20 protein-coding genes and 4 tRNA genes are annotated in these 19,540 nt (G+C 64.1%); 10 read left to right on the top strand and 14 right to left on the bottom strand.

What is annotated here, in order from left to right; genetic code table 11:
* Positions 1–222 precede the first annotated feature (222 nt).
* The 8 genes from rplA to CCC_RS03540 all read right to left on the bottom strand — a co-directional run bounded on the left by rplA (position 223) and on the right by CCC_RS03540 (position 3,995).
* Entirely contained in the window at positions 223–915 is a 693-nt protein-coding gene (gene rplA, locus CCC_RS03575) for a 50S ribosomal protein L1 (RefSeq protein WP_041039817.1), read from the bottom strand.
* Between the two features lie 4 nt (positions 916–919).
* Positions 920–1,351 (bottom strand): 50S ribosomal protein L11, encoded by a 432-nt coding sequence (gene rplK / locus CCC_RS03570; protein ID WP_041039815.1) that lies wholly within the window; start codon positions 1,349–1,351, stop codon positions 920–922.
* Positions 1,352–1,502: 151 nt separating this feature from the next.
* Complete coding sequence (nusG, locus tag CCC_RS03565; protein WP_041039813.1) at positions 1,503–2,036, bottom strand: transcription termination/antitermination protein NusG; 534 nt, start codon at positions 2,034–2,036, stop codon at positions 1,503–1,505.
* A gap of 7 nt (positions 2,037–2,043) precedes the next feature.
* A complete protein-coding gene (gene secE / locus CCC_RS03560; protein ID WP_009866874.1) occupies positions 2,044–2,241 on the bottom strand; it encodes a preprotein translocase subunit SecE in 198 nt (65 codons plus the stop codon).
* 18 nt (positions 2,242–2,259) lie between these two features.
* A tRNA-Trp gene (locus tag CCC_RS03555) sits at positions 2,260–2,335 on the bottom strand.
* A gap of 134 nt (positions 2,336–2,469) precedes the next feature.
* Positions 2,470–3,660: an elongation factor Tu gene (gene tuf / locus CCC_RS03550; RefSeq protein WP_009868569.1), complete on the bottom strand. Its 1,191-nt coding sequence runs from the start codon at positions 3,658–3,660 to the stop codon at positions 2,470–2,472.
* Positions 3,661–3,733: 73 nt separating this feature from the next.
* Positions 3,734–3,807, bottom strand: a tRNA-Gly gene (locus CCC_RS03545).
* A 102-nt stretch (positions 3,808–3,909) separates the two neighbouring features.
* A tRNA-Tyr gene (locus CCC_RS03540) sits at positions 3,910–3,995 on the bottom strand.
* 115 nt (positions 3,996–4,110) lie between these two features.
* On the opposite strand from CCC_RS03540, the gene rlmB reads away from it, so the two are divergent.
* The 5 genes from rlmB (at position 4,111) to CCC_RS03515 (ending at position 8,484) form a co-directional block, all read left to right on the top strand.
* The gene (rlmB, locus tag CCC_RS03535) at positions 4,111–4,914 is read left to right on the top strand and encodes a 23S rRNA (guanosine(2251)-2'-O)-methyltransferase RlmB (protein WP_009868570.1); all 804 of its coding nucleotides are present in this window, start codon (positions 4,111–4,113) and stop codon (positions 4,912–4,914) included.
* Complete coding sequence (locus CCC_RS03530) at positions 4,911–6,728, top strand: hypothetical protein (protein WP_009868571.1); 1,818 nt, start codon at positions 4,911–4,913, stop codon at positions 6,726–6,728. Before rlmB ends, CCC_RS03530 begins: the two co-directional genes overlap by 4 nt.
* A gap of 49 nt (positions 6,729–6,777) precedes the next feature.
* Positions 6,778–6,853 (top strand) — tRNA-Thr (locus tag CCC_RS03525).
* A gap of 147 nt (positions 6,854–7,000) precedes the next feature.
* Positions 7,001–7,357 (top strand): hypothetical protein, encoded by a 357-nt coding sequence (locus CCC_RS03520; protein ID WP_152619681.1) that lies wholly within the window; start codon positions 7,001–7,003, stop codon positions 7,355–7,357.
* 14 nt (positions 7,358–7,371) lie between these two features.
* On the top strand, positions 7,372–8,484 hold the full coding sequence (locus CCC_RS03515) for a transporter substrate-binding domain-containing protein (protein ID WP_041039810.1): 1,113 nt from the start codon (positions 7,372–7,374) through the stop codon (positions 8,482–8,484).
* Positions 8,485–8,563: 79 nt separating this feature from the next.
* Here CCC_RS03515 and CCC_RS03510 read toward each other — a convergent pair whose 3' ends face one another.
* Both CCC_RS03510 and CCC_RS03505 read right to left on the bottom strand, forming a co-directional pair.
* Positions 8,564–9,460 (bottom strand): MlaA family lipoprotein, encoded by an 897-nt coding sequence (locus tag CCC_RS03510; RefSeq protein WP_041039808.1) that lies wholly within the window; start codon positions 9,458–9,460, stop codon positions 8,564–8,566.
* An 84-nt stretch (positions 9,461–9,544) separates the two neighbouring features.
* Positions 9,545–11,125, bottom strand: a complete 1,581-nt coding sequence (locus tag CCC_RS03505) for a PAS domain-containing sensor histidine kinase (protein ID WP_009867210.1) — start codon at positions 11,123–11,125, stop codon at positions 9,545–9,547.
* Between the two features lie 300 nt (positions 11,126–11,425).
* Between CCC_RS03505 and CCC_RS03500 the strand changes: the two genes are divergently transcribed.
* The 4 genes from CCC_RS03500 (at position 11,426) to CCC_RS22385 (ending at position 13,411) form a co-directional block, all read left to right on the top strand.
* Entirely contained in the window at positions 11,426–12,028 is a 603-nt protein-coding gene (locus tag CCC_RS03500) for a YceI family protein (protein ID WP_009867211.1), read from the top strand.
* Positions 12,029–12,041: 13 nt separating this feature from the next.
* Positions 12,042–12,596 carry a cytochrome b gene (locus CCC_RS03495; protein ID WP_009867212.1) on the top strand — a complete coding sequence of 185 codons (555 nt, stop codon included), beginning with the start codon at positions 12,042–12,044 and terminating at the stop codon, positions 12,594–12,596.
* Positions 12,593–13,153: a YceI family protein gene (locus CCC_RS03490; RefSeq protein ID WP_052472924.1), complete on the top strand. Its 561-nt coding sequence runs from the start codon at positions 12,593–12,595 to the stop codon at positions 13,151–13,153. The genes CCC_RS03495 and CCC_RS03490 overlap by 4 nt, the downstream gene beginning before the upstream one ends.
* A 96-nt stretch (positions 13,154–13,249) precedes the next feature.
* The gene (locus tag CCC_RS22385) at positions 13,250–13,411 is read left to right on the top strand and encodes a hypothetical protein (RefSeq protein WP_160295507.1); all 162 of its coding nucleotides are present in this window, start codon (positions 13,250–13,252) and stop codon (positions 13,409–13,411) included.
* 80 nt (positions 13,412–13,491) lie between these two features.
* On the opposite strand, the gene CCC_RS03485 is transcribed toward CCC_RS22385, so the two are convergent.
* The 3 genes from CCC_RS03485 to CCC_RS03475 form a co-directional block, all read right to left on the bottom strand.
* Positions 13,492–15,390: a hybrid sensor histidine kinase/response regulator gene (locus CCC_RS03485; RefSeq protein WP_041039806.1), complete on the bottom strand. Its 1,899-nt coding sequence runs from the start codon at positions 15,388–15,390 to the stop codon at positions 13,492–13,494.
* Positions 15,387–15,821: a response regulator gene (locus tag CCC_RS03480; RefSeq protein ID WP_009867340.1), complete on the bottom strand. Its 435-nt coding sequence runs from the start codon at positions 15,819–15,821 to the stop codon at positions 15,387–15,389. Before CCC_RS03480 ends, CCC_RS03485 begins: the two co-directional genes overlap by 4 nt.
* Positions 15,822–15,885: 64 nt before the next feature.
* Positions 15,886–17,415, bottom strand: a complete 1,530-nt coding sequence (locus CCC_RS03475) for a sensor histidine kinase (RefSeq protein WP_236686291.1) — start codon at positions 17,413–17,415, stop codon at positions 15,886–15,888.
* 93 nt (positions 17,416–17,508) lie between these two features.
* Here CCC_RS03475 and CCC_RS03470 point away from each other — a divergent pair, with 93 nt between their 5' ends.
* Complete coding sequence (locus CCC_RS03470) at positions 17,509–17,934, top strand: NUDIX hydrolase (protein ID WP_041039804.1); 426 nt, start codon at positions 17,509–17,511, stop codon at positions 17,932–17,934.
* Positions 17,935–18,041: 107 nt separating this feature from the next.
* Here the strand turns inward: CCC_RS03470 and CCC_RS03465 are convergent, their stop codons facing one another.
* Positions 18,042–19,478 carry a DEAD/DEAH box helicase gene (locus CCC_RS03465; RefSeq protein WP_041039802.1) on the bottom strand — a complete coding sequence of 479 codons (1,437 nt, stop codon included), beginning with the start codon at positions 19,476–19,478 and terminating at the stop codon, positions 18,042–18,044.
* Positions 19,479–19,540 lie beyond the last annotated feature (62 nt).

Below are 19,540 nucleotides of genomic sequence, written 5' to 3'. Positions count from 1 at the left end.
CAAGGCCGGTGGCCTGTCCCAGAAGCTTCAAGCCGTGCCGAGCCCTTTTGGGGAGCGGCGAACGTCTTATTGACCTCTGTCTGCGCAGGCGGGAAATCCCATCAAGCCCTTGTTGAAGGGGCACCTACGGTCTCGGACAGGATGGAAGCCCCCTTAAAGGAGACTTCCGCCTTCTCCCCTCCCCTTTTGACGGGGGACGGGAAACTCTTGCTTCCCCGTCCGTTAGGACAGGGTGGCGACGTCGAGCTTGACGCCCGGTCCCATGGTCGAGCTGATGGACACCTTCTTGAGGTAGGTGCCCTTGGCGCCCTGGGGCTTCGCCTTGGTGATGGCATCGACGAACGCCTTAACGTTCTCGGCCAGTTTCTCTTCCGAGAACGAGGCCTTGCCGATGCCAGCATGAACGATACCAGCCTTCTCGACGCGGAACTGAACCTGACCGGCCTTGGCGGCGCGGACGGCTTCGGTCACGTTGGCGGTCACGGTGCCCAGCTTCGGGTTGGGCATCAGGCCGCGCGGGCCCAGCACCTTTCCGAGACGGCCCACCAGACCCATCAGGTCGGGGGTGGCGATGACGCGGTCGAAATCCATGTTGCCAGCATTGCAGGCGTCGAACAGGTCCTGTTCGCCGACGATGTCGGCGCCGGCCTTGCGGGCTTCCTCGGCCTTGTCGCCCTTGGCGAACACGGCGACGCGCACGGTCTTGCCAGTGCCGTGGGGCAGCTCGACAACGCCACGGACCATCTGGTCGGCGTGACGGGGATCGACACCCAGGTTGAGGGCGATTTCGATGGTCTCATCGAACTTGGCGACGGCGCGGGTCTTGATGGCCTTCACCGCATCGGCGAGGCTATAGAACTTGTCGCGGTCGATATCGGCATAGGCCGACTTCAGGCGCTTTCCTTCGCGAGCCATGTGCTTACTCCACCACCTTGAGGCCCATGGAACGGGCGGAACCGACGATCATCGTGGACGCGGCTTCGACGTCATTGGCGTTGAGGTCGACCATCTTCTTTTCCGCGATTTCGCGGATCTGAGTCATGGTGACTTCGCCGACGGTGCCACCCTTGCCGGGCGTGGTCGAACCCTTGGACACCGCGGCGGCCTTCTTCAGGAAGTAGCTGACCGGCGGGGTCTTGGTCACGAAGGTGAAGGTACGGTCGGAATAAGCGGTGATCACCACCGGAATCGGCATGCCGGGCTCGAGAGCCTGGGTCTGGGCGTTGAACGCCTTGCAGAATTCCATGATGTTCAGGCCGCGCTGACCCAGGGCCGGGCCGATGGGCGGCGACGGATTGGCCTTACCGGCCGGAACCTGGAGCTTAACATAGCCCACGATCTTCTTTGCCATTTCACAATCCTCTCTCTGTCACCAGAGTTGGCGGTACGGCGTTGGCGCGCCTCCCGCCCTCCAAACCGCTCCCGGACATCCGGGATGCGGAAAACAAAAAGCACCGGTGCCGCCCGCGCCATTTCGGCGGGGCGGCTTCCGGTCACGTCCCTCAGATCTTTTCGACCTGAGAGTATTCCAGTTCGACCGGCGTGGAGCGACCGAAGATCGACACCGCCACCTTGAGGCGGGCCTTCTCTTCGTCGACTTCCTCGACCATGCCGTTGAACGAGGTGAAGGGACCGTCCGAGACCCGCACCTGCTCTCCCACCTCGAAGGTGATGGAGGGCTTGGGGCGCTCGACGCCTTCCTGCACCTGCTTGATGATGCGTTCGGCTTCCCGCTCGGTGATCGGCACGGGGCGGCCCTTGCCGCCCAGAAAGCCGGTGACCTTGGGAGTGTTCTTGACCAGATGCCAGGTATCGTCGGTCAGGTTCATCTTCACCAGGACATAGCCCGGAAAGAATTTACGCTCGGCGTTCACCTTGGTGCCGCGGCGGACCTCGACGACCTCTTCGGTCGGAACCAGAATCTGCTCGAAAGCCTCGGCCATGCCCTTCTGCTCCGCTTGCTCGCGGATGGACTGGGCGACCTTCTTCTCGAAGCCGGAATAGACGTGAATCACGTACCAGCGGGCGGTAGCCATCTCGTCCTCAGCCTCCCAGACCGAACAGGAGCTTTACGCTCGCGGCGAAAATCTGGTCCACGACCAGAAAGAAGACAGCAGCGATCACAACCATCACAAACACCATGCCGGTGGAGACGGTGGTTTCGCGCCGGGTAGGCCAAGTCACCTTGGCGACTTCCTGGCGGACCTGCTTAAAGAAAAGGGCCGGAGACGTTTTTGCCATATCTCTACAGTCGAAAGTTGGCAGGAGTGGAGGGGCTCGAACCCCCAACCCCCGGTTTTGGAGACCGGTGCTCTACCAGTTGAGCTACACTCCTGCAGCCTTCACCGGCCCTTGTTGCCAAGGACCAGGATCAGACCCGGCGCGACCGGAGCCACGCCTTATACAGACACTCGGCGGCCTTGGCAACACCGCCGAAACGGTGTGGCCAAGGCCGGGATCGAGTGAATCTTACTTGATGATCTTGGCCACCACGCCGGCGCCGACGGTACGGCCGCCTTCGCGGATGGCGAAGCGCAGGCCCTGGTCCATGGCGATGGGGGCGATCAGGGTCACGATCATCTTCACGTTGTCGCCCGGCATCACCATCTCGGTGCCTTCCGGCAGAGCAACCACACCGGTCACGTCGGTGGTGCGGAAGTAGAACTGCGGACGGTAGTTGGTGAAGAACGGGGTATGACGGCCGCCTTCTTCCTTGTTCAGGATGTAGGCTTCGGCCTCGAAGTCGGTGTGGGGCGTGATGGAGCCCGGAGCCGCCAGAACCTGACCGCGCTCCACGTCCTCGCGCTTGGTGCCGCGCAGCAGGGCGCCGATATTGTCGCCAGCCTCACCCTGATCGAGCAGCTTGCGGAACATTTCCACGCCGGTGCAGGTGGTCTTGACGGTCGCCTTGATGCCGACGATCTCGACTTCCTCGCCCACCTTCACGACGCCACGCTCGACACGGCCGGTCACCACGGTGCCGCGGCCCGAGATGGAGAACACGTCTTCGATGGGCATCAGGAACGGCTTGTCCTTGGGACGCTCCGGCTGCGGGATGTACTTGTCCACTTCGGCCATCAGCGACAGGATCGCCTCGCGGCCGATTTCCGGCTGCTTGTCTTCCAGGGCGCACAGGGCCGAGCCGCGCACGATCGGAATGTCGTCGCCGGGGAAGTCATACGAGCTCAGCAGCTCGCGCACTTCCAGCTCGACCAGATCCAGCAGCTCGGGATCATCGACCATGTCGCACTTGTTCATGAACACCACCAGGGCGGGCACGCCCACCTGACGGGCCAGCAGGATGTGCTCGCGGGTCTGGGGCATGGGGCCGTCGGCGGCCGACACGACCAGGATGGCGCCGTCCATCTGCGCCGCGCCGGTAATCATGTTCTTCACATAGTCGGCGTGGCCGGGGCAGTCCACATGGGCGTAGTGGCGGTTGGTGGTCTCGTACTCGACGTGAGCGGTCGAGATGGTGATGCCACGGGCCTTCTCTTCCGGCGCCTTGTCGATCTGGTCGTAGGCGGTGAAGGTGGCGCCGCCGGTCTCGGCCAGGATCTTGGTGATCGCCGCGGTCAGCGAGGTCTTGCCATGGTCAACGTGACCGATGGTCCCGATGTTGCAGTGAGGCTTGTTGCGCTCGAATTTAGCCTTGGCCATTTTTCAACCCGTCCGATCGCGGCGCTGCCGCTTGTGTCAACCCATGGTCCCGGTCGTTGCGGCGGGCGAGATATGGAGCGGGTGAGGGGAATCGAACCCCCGTCATCAGCTTGGAAGGCTGTTGCTCTACCATTGAGCTACACCAGCCAGATCGTCCCGCACGGCCGCACCGCCTGGTGCTCGACCTGAAGAAACCGTTCCCCGTCATCCGGCCCATACCGGTGCACCCGGTCCTTTTGGGAGGATAATTGGTGGAGGGGGGAGGATTCGAACCTCCGTACTCATAAGAGGGCAGATTTACAGTCTGCTGCCATTAACCGCTCGGCCACCCCTCCACACCGTCATCCAGCTTTTAGGCCGGGGCGACGGGAGGGCTGTACTTATGGGAATTTCACGGAGCTTGTCAATCCGAAAAGAGAGGGTTAAATCCCAAGCCAACAGGAGAGCCCCATGAAAAAGAGAGACGACCGCCGCGCCCCCCTCCCCCACGGCAAGGGGCGGCCCCAGAATGCACCGCGCGCAAGCGGCGGCGGCGGGGGCGGAGGCTCCTCCATCTGGCTTTACGGCATCCATGCGGTGAGCGCGGCCCTAGCCAATCCCGAACGGCGCATCCGCCGTCTGGTGGCGACCACCGAGGCCGCCAAGTCCTTGCCCGCCACCAAGATTCCGGTCGAGACCATGGAACGCGCCGAGATCGACCGGCTCTTGGCGCCCGGCTCGGTGCATCAGGGAATCGCCCTGCTGGTGGAGCCCCTGCCCGCCATCACCATGGAAGACATCATCCGCATGGCCGATTCGGCCTCGTCGGCCCTAGTCCTGGTCCTCGATCAGGTCACCGACCCCCATAACGTCGGAGCCATCCTTCGCTCGGCGGCGGCCTTCGGCGCCCTGGCCGTGGTGGCGCCCGACCGTCACGCCCCCGATGAGACCGGCACCCTGGCCAAGTCGGCCTCGGGCGCCCTGGAGCGCATGCCCCTGGTGCGCGTCACCAATGTGGTCCGCGCCCTGGAAGATATGAAGAAGGGTGGCTTCTGGACGGCTGGCCTTGCCGCCGACGCGCCCAAGACCCTGGCCGAGGCCGAGCTGTCGGGCAAGGTCGTCCTGGTGCTGGGCGCCGAGGGCGAGGGCATGCGCCGCCTGACGCGCGAGCATTGCGACCATCTGGTCCGCCTGCCCATGTGCGGCGAGATGGAAAGCCTTAACGTCTCCAACGCCGCCGCCGTCGCGCTCTACGAGATTCGGCGCGAAGGATGATCGCCGCCTGGCAAACCGCCTTCGCCTTCGCCGCCATGGGGCTGGTCGGCCGTCTGGCCCTGGGCGGACGGCACGGCCCCGGCCTACAGGCCGTGGCGGGTTGGGGCATCCTTTGCCTGGCCCTGACCCTGTGGGGCGTGCTGACACCGTGGTCGCTGCGCATTCCCGCAGGGCTTTTCCTGTTGGCCGCGCTGGCCTCCATCGCCCTGACGCGCAGGCAGCCCTGGCGCGATGACATGGCGGAAATGGGGCGCCTGCTGGTCATCGCCCTGCCGTTGCTGGTGGTCATGGCCCCCATGGAGCCGTCCCAGTTGGACGTCTTCGCCCTGATCCTGCCCAACAGCGCCTATCTGTTCGACCACGGGATCTTTCCCACGGCGCTGAGCGCCGCCGCCCATTCGGATTCCCCCGTCGCTCCCTATAATACCGAGATCGTACCCTTGCTCGGCTCCCTGGGCGGCGGTGGCTTCGCGCCGTCTGGCATCGCCCAGTTCACTGTCTGGCTGCACCTGCCCGCCGCCCTGCTGCTGGGCCGGGCCTTGAGCGGTGGCATTCGTCCCGGCTGGGGCATGGCGGCCTTCGGGCTTTTGCTGGCCACGGCCATCAATCCCGGCTTCGTGCCGCGCGTGTCCTTTGCTGGCTATGGCGAGGCGCCGCTGGCCATCACCTTGATGTTCGCCCTGTGGCTGGGGGCGCGGTTCATGGGGGAGAAATCCGAGGCCGGAACCCTCACCGCCCTTGCCCTGGTGCTGGCCGCCCTGATCAATGTGAAGCAACAGGGCATCGGCCTGTTTCTGGCGCTCGGCGCCGCAGGAGCGATCACCCTCCTGTCTCTGCCCCGGCAAGAGCGCTGGCCGAGGCTGCGGGGCCTTTTGCTGGCCGCCCTTCCCGCCTTGCTTCTCTACGTCGCTTGGCGGGCCCATGTGGTCCTGCGCTTTCCCGAGGGCGAGCAGATCACCTATATGGACCGGGCCTGGAAGGATGCCCGCCTGTCGGAGATCCTCAGCGACATGGCCTGGGTCGCCAAGAACAAGGCCTTCCAGTTCGGCCTGTACGCCCTGGTGCTGGGCCTGGGAATCCGCGCCCCCGCCGCCGCCTCGCCCGTCACCCGCGCCATGCTGCGCCTTTGCGCCCTGACCATTGTCTTTTTCAATGTGTTCCTGGTGGCCACCTTCCTGCTGCATTTCGGGCGCGAACATTCCTATTTCCGCTACAACACCCAACTCTCCCTGGCCGCCGTCCTGGCCCTGGTCCTGCTGGGGGCTGATATGGCAAAGGGCCGCAAAGCCCCAAGCCTCATGGTTCGAAGGAGTCTGGCGGGCATTTCCCTTGCCACCATGTTGGCGGTTCCCGTAGCGGCCCAGATTCTGTTGCGCTTCGACCGGGACCAGCCCCAGCCGCAGTTGCGCTTCCTGGCGTCCAGCCTGGCCGCCGAAATCGAGCCCGACGCCCATATCGCCCTGATCCTGCCCAAGGACAATTCCACCAGCGGCATGGCTCTGGAATCCCTGCTGCGCCATACCCATCCCCGCCGCGCCGCGCTGACCGTGACCCATATCCAGAACCCCGTTGACCGGACCTTGTCTGATATGGCGGAAAAGGGATTCTCCCTCGCCCTGGTGTCATGCACCGATTCGGCTGGCCCCATGAAGATCGGCCTCGACCTGCCCGCCCACGCCGCCATCCTGCTGCGGCTGGAGGCCGGGCGGTGGATTCCCGTGCGAAGCTGGACCTATCCCGAAACGGGCAAGCGCGGCAAATGGGGCTGGACCAACTTCATCGCCGAGGAACCGTTCTGCATGGGACTGGATTGAACCGATCCCCCTTGCGGCCAGCCAAATTCGTCTCTAATTTCCACGCCAAGCCGGTTTAGCTCAGCTGGTAGAGCACCTGATTTGTAATCAGGGGGTCGCGGGTTCGAACCCTGCAACCGGCACCACTCCCACCCAAGGCTCCATCACTGGTTCCAAGGTCCTGACCGCTGACAAATTTTGTCACAACCAGATATTTGGCTTACCCGAGTTATTCCCTATTATGGGTCATCGGGGGCGAAGTCGAGCGGGGAGCGTGGGTTATGGAAGATATCATGGCGGACCTGAAGATCGCCATTTACGAGGCCGGTGCCATTAGTGACCGGGAAATCCAGTGGATGAAGGATTGTCTCGATCGTTATGGCATTAACGACGTGACCGCCCGCTTCCTTCTCGACATCAACAATCTTCTGTCGGGCACGGTGCCGGAGGCTTTTGCCGAACTGTTCCGTTCGACGCTCAGCACCTTCGTTCTGGGCAATGACCGGATCATTTCCGACGAGATGTGGACTTGGTTGAAGGAAAATCTGTTGAAGGACGACATCATCGACGGGCTGGAGCGCCAGTTGCTTGATGAGCTCCGGCAAGCCGCGGCCAAGATGCCAGCGGAGATGACGACCTTCGCCGTTTGAAAGTCCGTTGGATCATGTCCAGGTTTTTCGCAATTCTGGCCGTCCTTGCGGCCGTCCTTGTGGCCGCGCTTCCCTTGGCAGATGCCTGGGCCGCCGACGGCGACGCCTCCGTGCCCAAGACCGGCGAAGTGGTCCGCGTGGCCACCCGCGTCCTGCCGCCTTTCGTCATGGACGAGCGGGGCAAGCTCAACGGCTTCAGCATCGAGCTGTGGGAACGCATCGCCGAGCGCATCGGAGTCACCACCGAATACGTGGTCCGTCCCAATGTGACCGAACTTCTGAGTACGGTGAGGGACGGAAAGGCCGATCTGGCCATCTCGGCCATTTCCATCACCGCCCAGCGCGAGGCGCAGTTCGACTTTTCCCATCCCATGTACGATTCCGGCCTGGCCATTCTGGTCCAGGTCGGAGCGCAGCATCAGTCCTTCATGGACATCGTGATCCAGTGGTCGACGCAATTGCTGCCAGCCATGGGATTGGGCTTTATCCTGGTGATGATCCCCGCCCATCTCATCTGGTTCATCGAACGCCGGGGCGAAAGCGACCTGCCCGTGCACCGCTCGTACTATCCCGGAATCGTTCTCGCCGCCTATTGGGTGGCGACCCTGATGGGCGGCCAGGCCGATCCCATGCCCACGCGGCGGGCCAGCCGTGTGGTGGCCGTGATCGGGATCTATGTGGGTCTGGTCTTCGTCGCCTACTTCACCGCCTATGCCACCTCCATGCTGACGGTTCAGCAGTTGAAGAGCGGCATCTCGTCACCCTCGGACCTCATCGGCAAGACCGTCGCCTCGGTGGAAGGCAGCACGGCCGCCAAGTATCTGGCGACCCTGCGGGTCGATACCCTGGTCTTCCCCACGGTGGCGGAAGCCATCGCTTCGACCGAATCGGGAAAGACGTCGGCGGTGGTCTATGACAGCCCCGTTCTGCGCTATTTCGCCTCTCACGATGGCCGCGGCCGCATGAAACTGGCGGGTCCCACCTTCCGCGAGGAAAAATACGGCATCGCCTTCAAGCAGAACAGCACGCTGCGCAAGCGGGTCAACGAGGAACTGCTGCGCCTGAGGGAAGACGGCACCTATGGCGACATGCAGGTCCGCTGGTTTGGCACCGAGGACAATTCCTGATCCAAGCCTAGCCTCAATTGGAATGGGGGCTGACCTCGCGGTCAGCCCCCACATTTTTCCAAAGACCGGCAAGCCGCCCTTATTTCTTGGGCTCGACGAACTCCACGGCGCTGGGCTTGACCGTGTCGGCCTTCGGCGCGATGCCAGCCTGCCCTTCGGCCGCTGCGGCGGGGGCGGCGTCAGTCGTGGTAGCTGCCGGGGTGGGCGCCGTCGCGGCCTGTCCCGGAACCGGAGCGCGGGTATCCTTCTGACCGTTGAGCGACGCATTGACGGCGCCGGTTCGGAACTGACGGTAGAGGCTGCGGATGGCGGCATACTCGTCGATGGAGGTGCGCTTGATTTCCTTCAAGGTATCAAGATGCTCGGTCCTGGTGTCGAGAACATCGACACCGGTATTGACGTCGTTGATCACCCCCAGGCCCCGGCCCGAGAAGACCCGGCCCATGGGGTCGGCGAAATAATCGGCCACGCGGGCCGAGCCATCGCGCAAATTGGAGGGCCCAAAGAACGGCAGCATCAGATAGGGGCCTTCATCGACCCCCCAGACAGCCAAGGTGATGCCCAGATCGGTGGAGTGACGCCTGGCCCCGCCACTCTCGGCGACCACGTCCTGGGTCCCCAGCAAGCCGAAGGTGGAATTGATGAAGAATCGGCCCAGCGCATCCGCAGCCGCCGCCGGATTGCCTTGCAGCAGATCGTTACCGGCGGTGTAGGGCTCTTGCATATTGGCCAGAAGATTATGGATCGCCTGGCGCAGCCAATCCGGCGCTACGTCCCGATAGGTCTGGGCCACCGGTTCAGCCAGATTGGAGTCGAAGAACATGTTGACGTCGTAGATGGCCCGATTGGCGGGCTCGACGGGATCGTTGACGGCCAGCGCCTCGGCGCGCTCCTCGGGATCCTCGGGCAGCGTGGCGCAGGCCGAGACCATCGAAACGGTCATGGCCGCCGCCACGGAAAGCAGACGACGCCTCATAGTACAAAACCTCCAACCCGTGGAATCCCGGCCCGGGTGATCAAGCCGCTCCCGGCGCGCATAATATCCACTGCTGCGAGGAGGTCAAACACCATGTGACGGCGGCAATTGGGCGGTAAACACCGAGCCCCGTCCGAAGACGGAGCGGACGGTGACGGTAACCCCCAGAATTCCGGCAATTCTATCGACGATGGCCAGGCCAAGACCCAACCCTTCATCGGCACGGCGGGTCGGGTTGTTCAACTGGTAGAGTTCCTCGAAGATAAGGGGCAGGTTTTCCTCGGCAATGCCGATCCCGCTGTCCCAGACCTCGATGCGGATGCGGCCCTTATGACGGCGGCACCCCACCACGACTCCGCCCTTTTCGGTATAGCGCACGGCATTGGACACCAGATTGCCCAACAGGCGCTCCAGCAAGGTAGCATCGCTTTCGCAAACCAGCGCGGTTTTGATCACGCGAAGCTTCAGTCCCTTTTCCTCGGCGGTGGGACGGCTGGCCGCCGCCACCTGGTCGAGCAGTTCTCCCAGATTGATGCGCCCGCGGGTCACGGTCATTCCCCCGGTATCCAGGCGCGACATGCTGAGCAATGCCTTGAGCTGTCGCGAGAGCTGATTGGCGCATTGCTTGGCCTTGATGCCCGGTTCCGGTTGACGGTCGGCCAGGATGGCGCAGTACATCTGCAAGGCCTGCATGGGCTGGCTGAGGTCGTGACTGGCGGCGGCCAGGAAGCGCGATTTGGAGGCCGAGGCCTTTTCCGCGATTTCCTTGGCCAGACGCAGTTCCATCTCGGTCTGCTTACGCTCGGTGATGTCGATGGCGGCGCAGATCAGCCCTACGGTTTCGCCCCGCGCGTCATAGAGCCGCCGGACGATGAGGTCGAAATATTGCAGCCTGCTCATGCCCAGGCTTTGCACCTGCACGTCGCGCCGTACCGAGACACCGGTCTCGATCACGCTGCGATAGATGGCGCACAGCATGTCGGCTGTTTCCCGCGAGAAGATCTCGTATTCGGTCTTGCCGATCAGATCCGCATCGCCAAAGCCAATCTGACAGGAATGAGCCCAGGTATAGCGCAGGTCCAGATCCAGGGTGAAGGCCACCGAGGTGCCCAGTTCCATGGCCAGACGAAACCGCTGCTCGGTCTCGGCCTGGCTTTCCAGCGATACGTCCAACTGACGTCCCAGGAATTCCGCCAGGCGTTCGTTGAGGGATCGTCGGGCGGCATGGGCCTGCTCCAGGCTCCATAACGCCTCCTCCAGGCGGACCTTGGAGTCGATCAGGTCGGAAATCTCGGTGAAAGTGACCAGCGCCGCATCGAAATGCCCCGGCTCCATGGCAATGGGTTGGGCCTGCAGCCGCAGCCATACCCGTTCGCCTCGCCGGAGGATGCCCATCACCATGGGGCCCGCGGGCTTGCGGGTCCGCAGCGCTACGGCGGCCGGGTGATCCTCGCCGAGCAAAAGCGTGCCGTCGGAATGGGTGGCGTCCCAATCCTCCACATTGCAGGTCTTGCCGATCAGATCTTCCGGGCTTTGGCCAAGAATGGCCGAAGCGGCGGCGTTGGCATAGACGATGCGATGGCCTGAATCCTGGACGATCACCCCTTCGGCCATGGTCGAGAGCAGAGTCTGATAGAGATCGCTGGAGATGGGTGTCGACAGCACGATGGCCTCGGAAAAACGATGACTGGCGGGAACTCGCCCGGCCCGAATTAGGGAGCCTCGGGGCGGTATGCGTCAAGCGCCGTCACCGCGTAACGGCACTGTCCGTTGCCAGGAAACAATCTGTTGAAGACTCCGGGGATTGTCGCCTCGGCCACTGGGGATAGACTGAGCTTCGTTTCGCGCGACACCCGAATTTCGGCATCTGGCAGCCGGTCGGAGACCGCACCATATGCAAGACCTGCGGTACGGCCGCCCCTGTCTTCCTGCTCTGTCCCTTTGACTCCATCGACGAGGTCTCCCATGAAGCTCGCAACCGCTGTTCTGTTTGCCGCCGCCATCGCCATTGCCGCCCCTGCCAGGGCTGAAATCAGCTCCGATCCGGCCAAGCTCGAGGGCGGCCAGTTCATGGTCGACAAGAGCCACGCCAAGATCATTTTCTCGTTTTCCCATTTTGGCCTGTCCACCTCCTATGGCCAGTTCACCGATTTCGACGCCAAGCTGAATTTCGACCCCAAGACTCCGGCCCACAGCGCCGTCGATGTGACCATCAACATGGACGGCATCCACGCCAATGTTCCGAAATTCGAAACCCATCTGAAGTCGCCCGATTTCTTCGATGTGGCCACCTTCCCCACCGCTACGTTCAAAAGCACCTCGGTGGAAGTGACCGGCCCCACCACCGGCAAGATCACCGGCAATCTGACCGTGCACGGAATCACCCGCCCGGTGGTTCTCGACACCACCTTCAATGCCGGTGGTGTGCATCCCATGAATCAGAAATACGTGGTGGGCTTCAGCGCCAAAGGTCTGATCAAGCGCAGTGATTTCGGCGTCGGCCGCTACGCCCCCAATGTGGGCGACGAGGTGACGCTGACCATCAGTGCCGAATTCATCCGGCAGTAGGCGTGGTTTCGCCGTGACGTCGCGCGACCGCTATGACGGTGTCGCCATGGGCCTGCACTGGCTCATGGCGGCGGCCATCATCGTCCTTCTCGTCCTTGGCTTTGTCATGATTGGGCAAAGGCCGGGCTCGCCCGAGCAATTCAAGCTCTACCAACTGCACAAATCGGTGGGCGTGCTGGTCTTCGGTCTGGCGGTGCTGCGCCTGGGCTGGCGCCTGGGCCATCGCCCGCCGCCCTTGCCCGACACGATGGGAAAGGCCGAGCGTCTGGTGGCCCATGCCGGGCATTGGGCGCTCTATGGTCTGATGCTGGGCCTGCCCCTGGCGGGCTGGGTGGTTGTGTCCACCTCGCCCTACAACATTCCCACCGTGATCTTCGGCATGGTGGGACTGCCCCATCTGCCCCTGCCGCGCGATCTCAACACCTTGGCCAAGGGAACCCATCTGGTCGGCGCCTGGGTCCTGATCGCCACCCTGGTGGGCCATGTGACCGCCGCCTTGCGCCATCATTTCGTGCTGCGCGATCAGGTTCTCGCCCGCATGCTGCCCCGTTTTGGGAGAGAAAAATGAAACGATACGCCTGCGTCTGCCTGATGGCCGCCGCCTTGTGGAGCAATTGTGCCGCCGCCGCCGAATGGAACGTCGACACCGGCAAAAGCCGTCTCGGCTTCATCGGCAGCCAGGGCGGCAGCCCCTTCGAGGGCAAGTTCACCCGCTGGAGCGCCAAGATCGACTTCGATCCGGCCAATCCGGCCAGCGCCAAGGTCGCCGTCGAGATCGACATGTCCAGCGCCCAGACCGGCGACGCCCAGAAGGACCAGTCGCTGCCCGGAGCCGACTGGTTCGACGCCAAGACCTTCCCCAAGGCCCGCTTCGAGGCTTCCGGCTTCAAGCCCAAGGGGGCCAACGCCTTCGAGGCGCCCGGCACCCTGACCATCCGGGGCATGGGCAAAAGCGTGACCCTCCCCTTCTCCCTCGACATCAAGGGGGGCCTGGCTCACGCCAAGGGACGCCTTGACCTGATCCGCACCGATTTCGGAGTGGGCCAAGGCGAGTGGAAGTCTGGCGACATGGTGGCGCTGCAGGTTGCTGTGGTGTTCGAACTGGAAGCCGCGGCCAAACCGTAATCACTGCGATATCCCATCGCGAAACGGTCACGAGGCCGTCACGCTACCGTCGCCATCCGGCGCTATTCTCCGACCGCCACAGGACAGGAGACCGGCATGTCGGGAGAAAAGCCCCAGCGGCGCGAATGCCGCGATTGCAGCTATTGGACCGGCCGGGCCTGCGCCGTCGCCGATGTGCGGCCCGAAAAAAAAGAATGCCGCGGATGCGATTTCTTCATCCGCGACAGTCTGCGTTACGCCTTCTTCACGAAGGTCTGATGCTGCATAGGGGCCCGCCGAGAGCGGAAGCCCAAGTCACATGCCTGAGAGTTACATACCTTGGGCATATAGTCAATGGCCTAAAGATCCAGAACCCGTCCCACCGCCGCCAGGGATCGCGTCCACAGATCGGCCAATTCCTCGGCCTGGGCATCGGTTCTTGGATCATCGGCCCGTGTCGCATCCTCCACCGCCCGGCATTTGGCGGCCAGAGGCCCCAGATGAAGGCTGGATGCGGCGCTGGCCATGCGGTGCGCCAATTGCCCCGCCTCAGCCAGCCGCCCGGCCTTGGCATGGGTCCGAAGCGCCGCCAGATCGGCCGAAGACGACGAGCGGAACAATTCCACCAGCCCAACCATGCGGTCACGCCCCAGATCGCCCAAGTCGGACAGCAGTCCCGCCACCTCCACCAGATCGGGATCGGGAGAGGCTGGCGGGCGGTTCTCTTCTCCAAGCCCTGCCAGCAACCGGCCGATATGTTCGAACCGGAACGGCTTGGCGAGGCAGCCGAGAATGCCAGCCTCGCGCCAGCGGGCTTCGTCCTCTTTCACCGGATTGGCGGTCAGCAGGTAAATGGGCACCTTGGCCGCCGCGCCAGGCAGGGCGCGAATGGCCCGCGCGGTCTCGATGCCGTCCATGCCCGGCATGCGCATATCCAGCAAGATCAGGTCGAATCCGCCCCGGGCCGCCGCCGCCACCCCTTCCAGGCCGTCTCGCGCGCAGACCACCTGATGGCCGCGCCGTTCCAGCAATCCTGCCGCCACCTCGCGATTGACCTCGTTGTCGTCCACCAGCAGGACGCGGCAGGGCCGTTCCACCCCCTTACCCGGTTCCGCCGAAGGCGCTTCGGAAGGCGGCAACGGAAGGTCGACGCGAAAGGTGGTTCCCTGGCCCGGCAGGCTGTCATAGCCGATCTCACCACCCATGAGATCGGTCAGGCGCTTGCAGATGGCCAGCCCCAGACCGGCACCGTCGAAGCGCCGCGCCGCGCCGCTGTCGCCTTGCCAGAACTCGGTAAAGAGACGGGCCCCGATTTCCGGCCCGATGCCGATGCCGGTATCCTTGATCAGGAAGCGCAGAACCTGCCCCCGCTCGACGGCCAGGGGCTCGACGGAGATCTCGATTCCTCCGTGGTCGGTGAACTTGATGGCATTGCCCACCAGATTGAACAGGATCTGCCGCAGGCGCAGCCGGTCGCCCGCCACCACACGGCGGACTCCTGTTCCGAAACGGGTGGTAAGCGTCAGATCCTTTTCGGCCACGCGCGAGGTGAGAACGAGGCGAACCTCCTCGACGGTATCAAGCACATCGAAGGGCTCGACCGCCAAAGTCATGCCTTCCGCGTCCAGACGCGAAAAGTCCAGGATGTCGTTGACCAGACCCAGCAGCAATTCCCCCGACGACACCAGGGTTTCGGTGAACGATTTCTGCCGCGGGTCCAGATCCGTCTCCAGCAGCAGTCGCGCCATGCCCAAAACCCCGTTCAGGGGCGTGCGGATCTCGTGACCCATCATGGCCAGGAACACCGATTTGGCGCGCGCCGCCTGTTCGGCGCTGTCGCGGGCCTCGCGCAGCACCTCCTCGCCCATCTTGCGCTCGATGGCATAGCGCACCACCCGCGACAGGATGAAGGCATCGCCCAGACCCTTGACCAGATAGTCCTGGGCGCCGCGCTTCAAGGCCTCCAGCGCGATCGTATCGTCGTCATTGCCGGTCAGCACCACCACCGGCAGACGGGGCGCCGCTTGGGTAAGCGCATTCAGGGTGCCGATACCGGAAGAATCGGGAACGCCCAGATCGGCCAGAACCACGTCGAAATGCTGAGTCTCGTCCGACAGGCGCTCCAGCGCCTGGGCCAGCCGTCCGGCCACCGTCACTTCGAAGGGTGTGGTCTTGACCCGGCGCAGCATCTGGCCGACCAGACGGGCGTCGGCCGGATCGTCCTCGAGCAGCAGGACCCGGATGGGAACGACACTCATGGCGGCAGTTGCGCCGTGCCGAACCAGAAATCCTCGATGGAATGGATGGCGGCGGTAAAGGCCTCAACATCCATCGGCTTGGACACATAACTGCTGGCGCCAAGGGCGTAGGCCTTCCTGACGTCGCGTTCCGCCCCCGAAGTGGAGAGCATCACCACGGGAATGGAACACAAGGCGGTATCGGCCCGGATATCTTCGAGGATTTCGTGGCCATTGCGTCCGGGCAGGTTGAGATCGAGCAGAATCAAGTCGGGGCGCGGCGCCTGAGCGTGTCCCTTGCCCTGGCGCAGGAATTCCATGGCCTCGCCGCCATCCTTGACGTGATGGAGGCGGCAGACATGGCGCGAACGCCGGAGCGCTATGCGGACCAGACCCGCATCGCCCAGATCGTCTTCCACCAGCAAGATGTCGTGAATTTCCTTGGACGCCACGTCACCGCCCTAATGATAAAACCCCGCGACAAAGCCTGTCTTAATTCAACCCTTGGCGCAAGTCTCAGCCTTCGGCCTCGCCCTGGCGCGGCCCCTTGGGCCAGTTGAAAGCCAAAACGGTTCCGGGGCCATCCTGGGGCTCCACCCGGGCACTGCCGCCATGGCGATCGACGATCTTCTTCACGATGGCCAGACCGACTCCGGTTCCCTCGTATTCATCGCGGGCATGCAGGCGCTGAAAGATGCCGAACACCCGCTCGGCATGTTCGGGCGGAATACCGATGCCATTGTCGCGAACCCGAAACAGCCACTCGCCTCCCAAATCCTCGCATTCCACCGAGACACGGGGGGCCTCGTCGGGACGGCGGTATTTCAGGGCATTGCCGATGAGATTGCCAAACAGCCTCTCCATCTCGCCCCGGTCCCCGTAAAGGGTGGGCAGGGTTGAGGTCACGCTGACCACGGCGCCGGAATCCTCGATTTCGATCTGGAGGTCTGAAAGGGCGGATTCCACCGCCTCCGCCACGGGAAAAGGAGCGTCTCCGCCCACGCGCCCCACCCGCGAATAGGCCAGAAGATCGGTGATCAGCCGGTCCATGCGCCGCACGCCGTCGCGGACGAAGCCCATATATTCCAGGGACTCGCCGCCCAGGCTGCCCACCAGTTCCTCTTCCAGCAGCGAGACATAGCTGCCCACAACACGCAGGGGCTGGCGCAAATCATGGGAGGCCACATAGGCGAACTGCTCCAACTCCTCGTTGGATCGCCAGAGTTCGCGGATCAGCCCGTCCAGCTCGTTTTCCAGATGCTTGCGCTCGGTGATGTCCTGGATGGTGGAATCCGCCCTCACAGGCCGTCCCGCCGCATCGCAGGACACCATCATGCTGCCGTGCAGCATGCGAATCTCGCCATCGGAACGCAGGATGCGGAAATCGGCCTCGCGCCGCCCGCCCTCGGCGCAGACCGCCCGCAAGATCTCATCGACCTCGGCGCGGTCTCCGGGGTGAACCACTTCGAGAAAGGCCGCATGACTGGGCACGCAGCCGCCCGGCGTCAGGCCGAGAATGGCGTGGAATTCGTCGGACCAAATGCCGGTATCCGTGGTCAGGTCGCGCTCTGCCAACCCCAACTGGGCCACGCGTTCCACATCGGCGATCAGGGACCGGCCGCGCTGCTCCACCTCACGCACAGTGCTTTGAAACTGCCCCAGCAGATCGGCAAGGGCGCCATCAAGCCCGAGAGGATCGTTCCACCACTCACCGCCACCCGCAGGCCGCGGGCCGTCGAGGCGGGCCAGACGGCGATCCACCCCCTGACCGATGGCCATGCCGAGCCCGAAGGACAGGCCGACGAGCAGCGGCACCAGACCGGCAAGAAGCCAGCCAATGCTGCGGTCGCCCCCGTCAGGCCACAGGCTCCATACGGCGAGGGCCATGATGGCGGCGAGACAGGCGGCCAGCGCGGCAAAAAGCAATCCCATCCGCACGGCGATGCGCTCGCGCGGCTTGGAAATCATACCGGCTGTAAGGCCCGGTGACCGCAAGATGGCCAACCCCATGAAAACCCCGTCGGCCCACTTGACCACAACAAACATTCAAGGCGTTCATACTAGGACCGCCTTACATCGGTGGCAAGCCGTCCGGTCGTGACATGGACGCCAGTCGGCCATGACAAAAAGAGAGGTTTCATGCCGCGAGAATACCCCATCCACCCCCTGCCCGGCGTCCTGGCCCTGGTGGAACGCCAGGGCCGCCTGCTGATGGTCAAGCGGGCCAAGGAGCCCGATCGCGGCAAATGGGGCTTTCCCGGCGGATTGGTGGAGGTGGGCGAAACCCTGGCCGCCGCCGCGCTGCGCGAACTGGCGGAGGAAACCGGACTGGCGGCCGAGGCCCAGGGCGTCGTCGATGTGTTCGAAGTCATCAGCCCCGACCATGAGGGCCGCATCCGCTATCACTACGTCTTGAACGTGGTGCGCTGTCTGGCGCCCGAGGGCGAAGCCGTGGCCGCCGACGATGCCGAGGCCGTCGGCTGGTTCACCCTGGCCGAGATCCAAGGCGGCGAATTGCCGGTCAGCGTCAACGCGCCGCGTCTGGCGAAGATGGTGTTGGAATAGCGATTCCCCACCTCGTCATCCCGGAAGCGCGCAAGCGCTATCCGGGATCCAGGGGACACGACTCCTGGGTCCCGGCTCAAGGCCGGGACGACGATGCAGGATAAGAACTATCCCCGAGCGGAGGCGCTACGGCCACCGCCAGGCATGCCCTTGAAGCCGCCCTGGGGACGGGCGCCACCGGGCTTGCCCGCCGGACGGCCCGAGGAGGGCTTGCCCGAAGACGGCTTGCCCGCATGGGTGTGCTTGGCGCCATCACGGCCCTTGGCCGGGTGAGTTCCATGCTCGCCATGGGGATTGCCGCCACGGCTCAGCTGGGGATGGCCGCTCTTGCCGCCGCCGCCGCGATGGGACTGCGGCGGCTTGGTGGCGCGAGGACCGCCGGGCAGGCCACGGGTGGCGATATGGGCGGCATGGTAGGGCTGCTCGTAATCCACGGGGATCGCCTGACGGATGGTCTTTTCGATGTCGCGCAGATAAGCGACCTCGTCACCGTCGCACAGAGACAGCGCGATGCCCGAAGCCCCGGCGCGCGCGGTGCGGCCGATGCGGTGGACATAGCTTTCCGGCTCGTTGGGCAGCTCGAAATTGATCACGTGAGTGATGCCGTCCACATCGATGCCGCGCGCCGCGATATCGGTGGCGACCAGCGCCTTGATCTTGCCGTCGCGGAAGTCGGACAGAGCCTTCTGGCGGGCGCCCTGGCTCTTGTTGCCGTGGATGGCGTCGGCATCGATACCGGCCTTCTCCAGCAGTTCGACCACGCGGTTGGCGCCGTGCTTGGTGCGGGTGAAGACCAGGGCGCGGACCACATCGGCACCGCCCAGGATATCGGTCAGCAAGGTGCGCTTATGCTCGCGGTCGACGAACAGAACCTTCTGGTCGATCTTGTCCACGGTGGAGGAGACCGGGGTCACCTCGACACGCACCGGCGTGTGCAGCACGGAATTGGCCAGGCCGACGATGGAATCGGGCATGGTGGCCGAGAACAGAACGGTCTGGCGCTGCTTGGGCACCATGGCGACGATCTTGCGGATGGGCTGGATGAAGCCCATGTCGAGCATGCGGTCGGCCTCGTCGAGGACCAGCGCCTCGACCGAATCCAGGCGGATGGCGCCCTGGTCGATCAGGTCGAGCAGTCGGCCGGGCGTGGCCACCAGCACATCGACGCCGCCCGCCATGGTCTTGATCTGCGGCACCATGCCGACGCCGCCGAACACCAAAGCGTGGCGCAGACGGTAATGGCAGCCATAGGTCTTGAAGCTCTGACCCACCTGCACCGCCAGTTCGCGGGTGGGGGTGAGCACCAGGATGCGGCAGCTCTTGGGCATGGCGCGCTTCTTGAACTGGTCCAGGCGCTGGAGCAGCGGCAGGGCGAAGCTGGCGGTCTTGCCGGTGCCGGTCTGGGCCAGGCCCAGAACGTCGCTACCCTGCAGCAGATGGGGAATGCTTTGTTCCTGAATGGGGGTCGGCGTGGTGTAGCCTTCGGCCTCAAGCGCCTTCAACAGGGGTTCGGCCAGGCCGAGTTCGGAAAACAGAACGGTCATCAGGTCTCTTTCATCAACGAACCGTCATCCCGCGCACCCACACTGGGCGGGGACGGACGGCG

It is taken from the genome of Paramagnetospirillum magnetotacticum MS-1, assembly GCF_000829825.1.
Classification (GTDB): Bacteria; Pseudomonadota; Alphaproteobacteria; order Rhodospirillales; family Magnetospirillaceae; genus Phaeospirillum; species Phaeospirillum magnetotacticum.
This window is presented reverse-complemented; position numbering and strand designations above follow the sequence as displayed.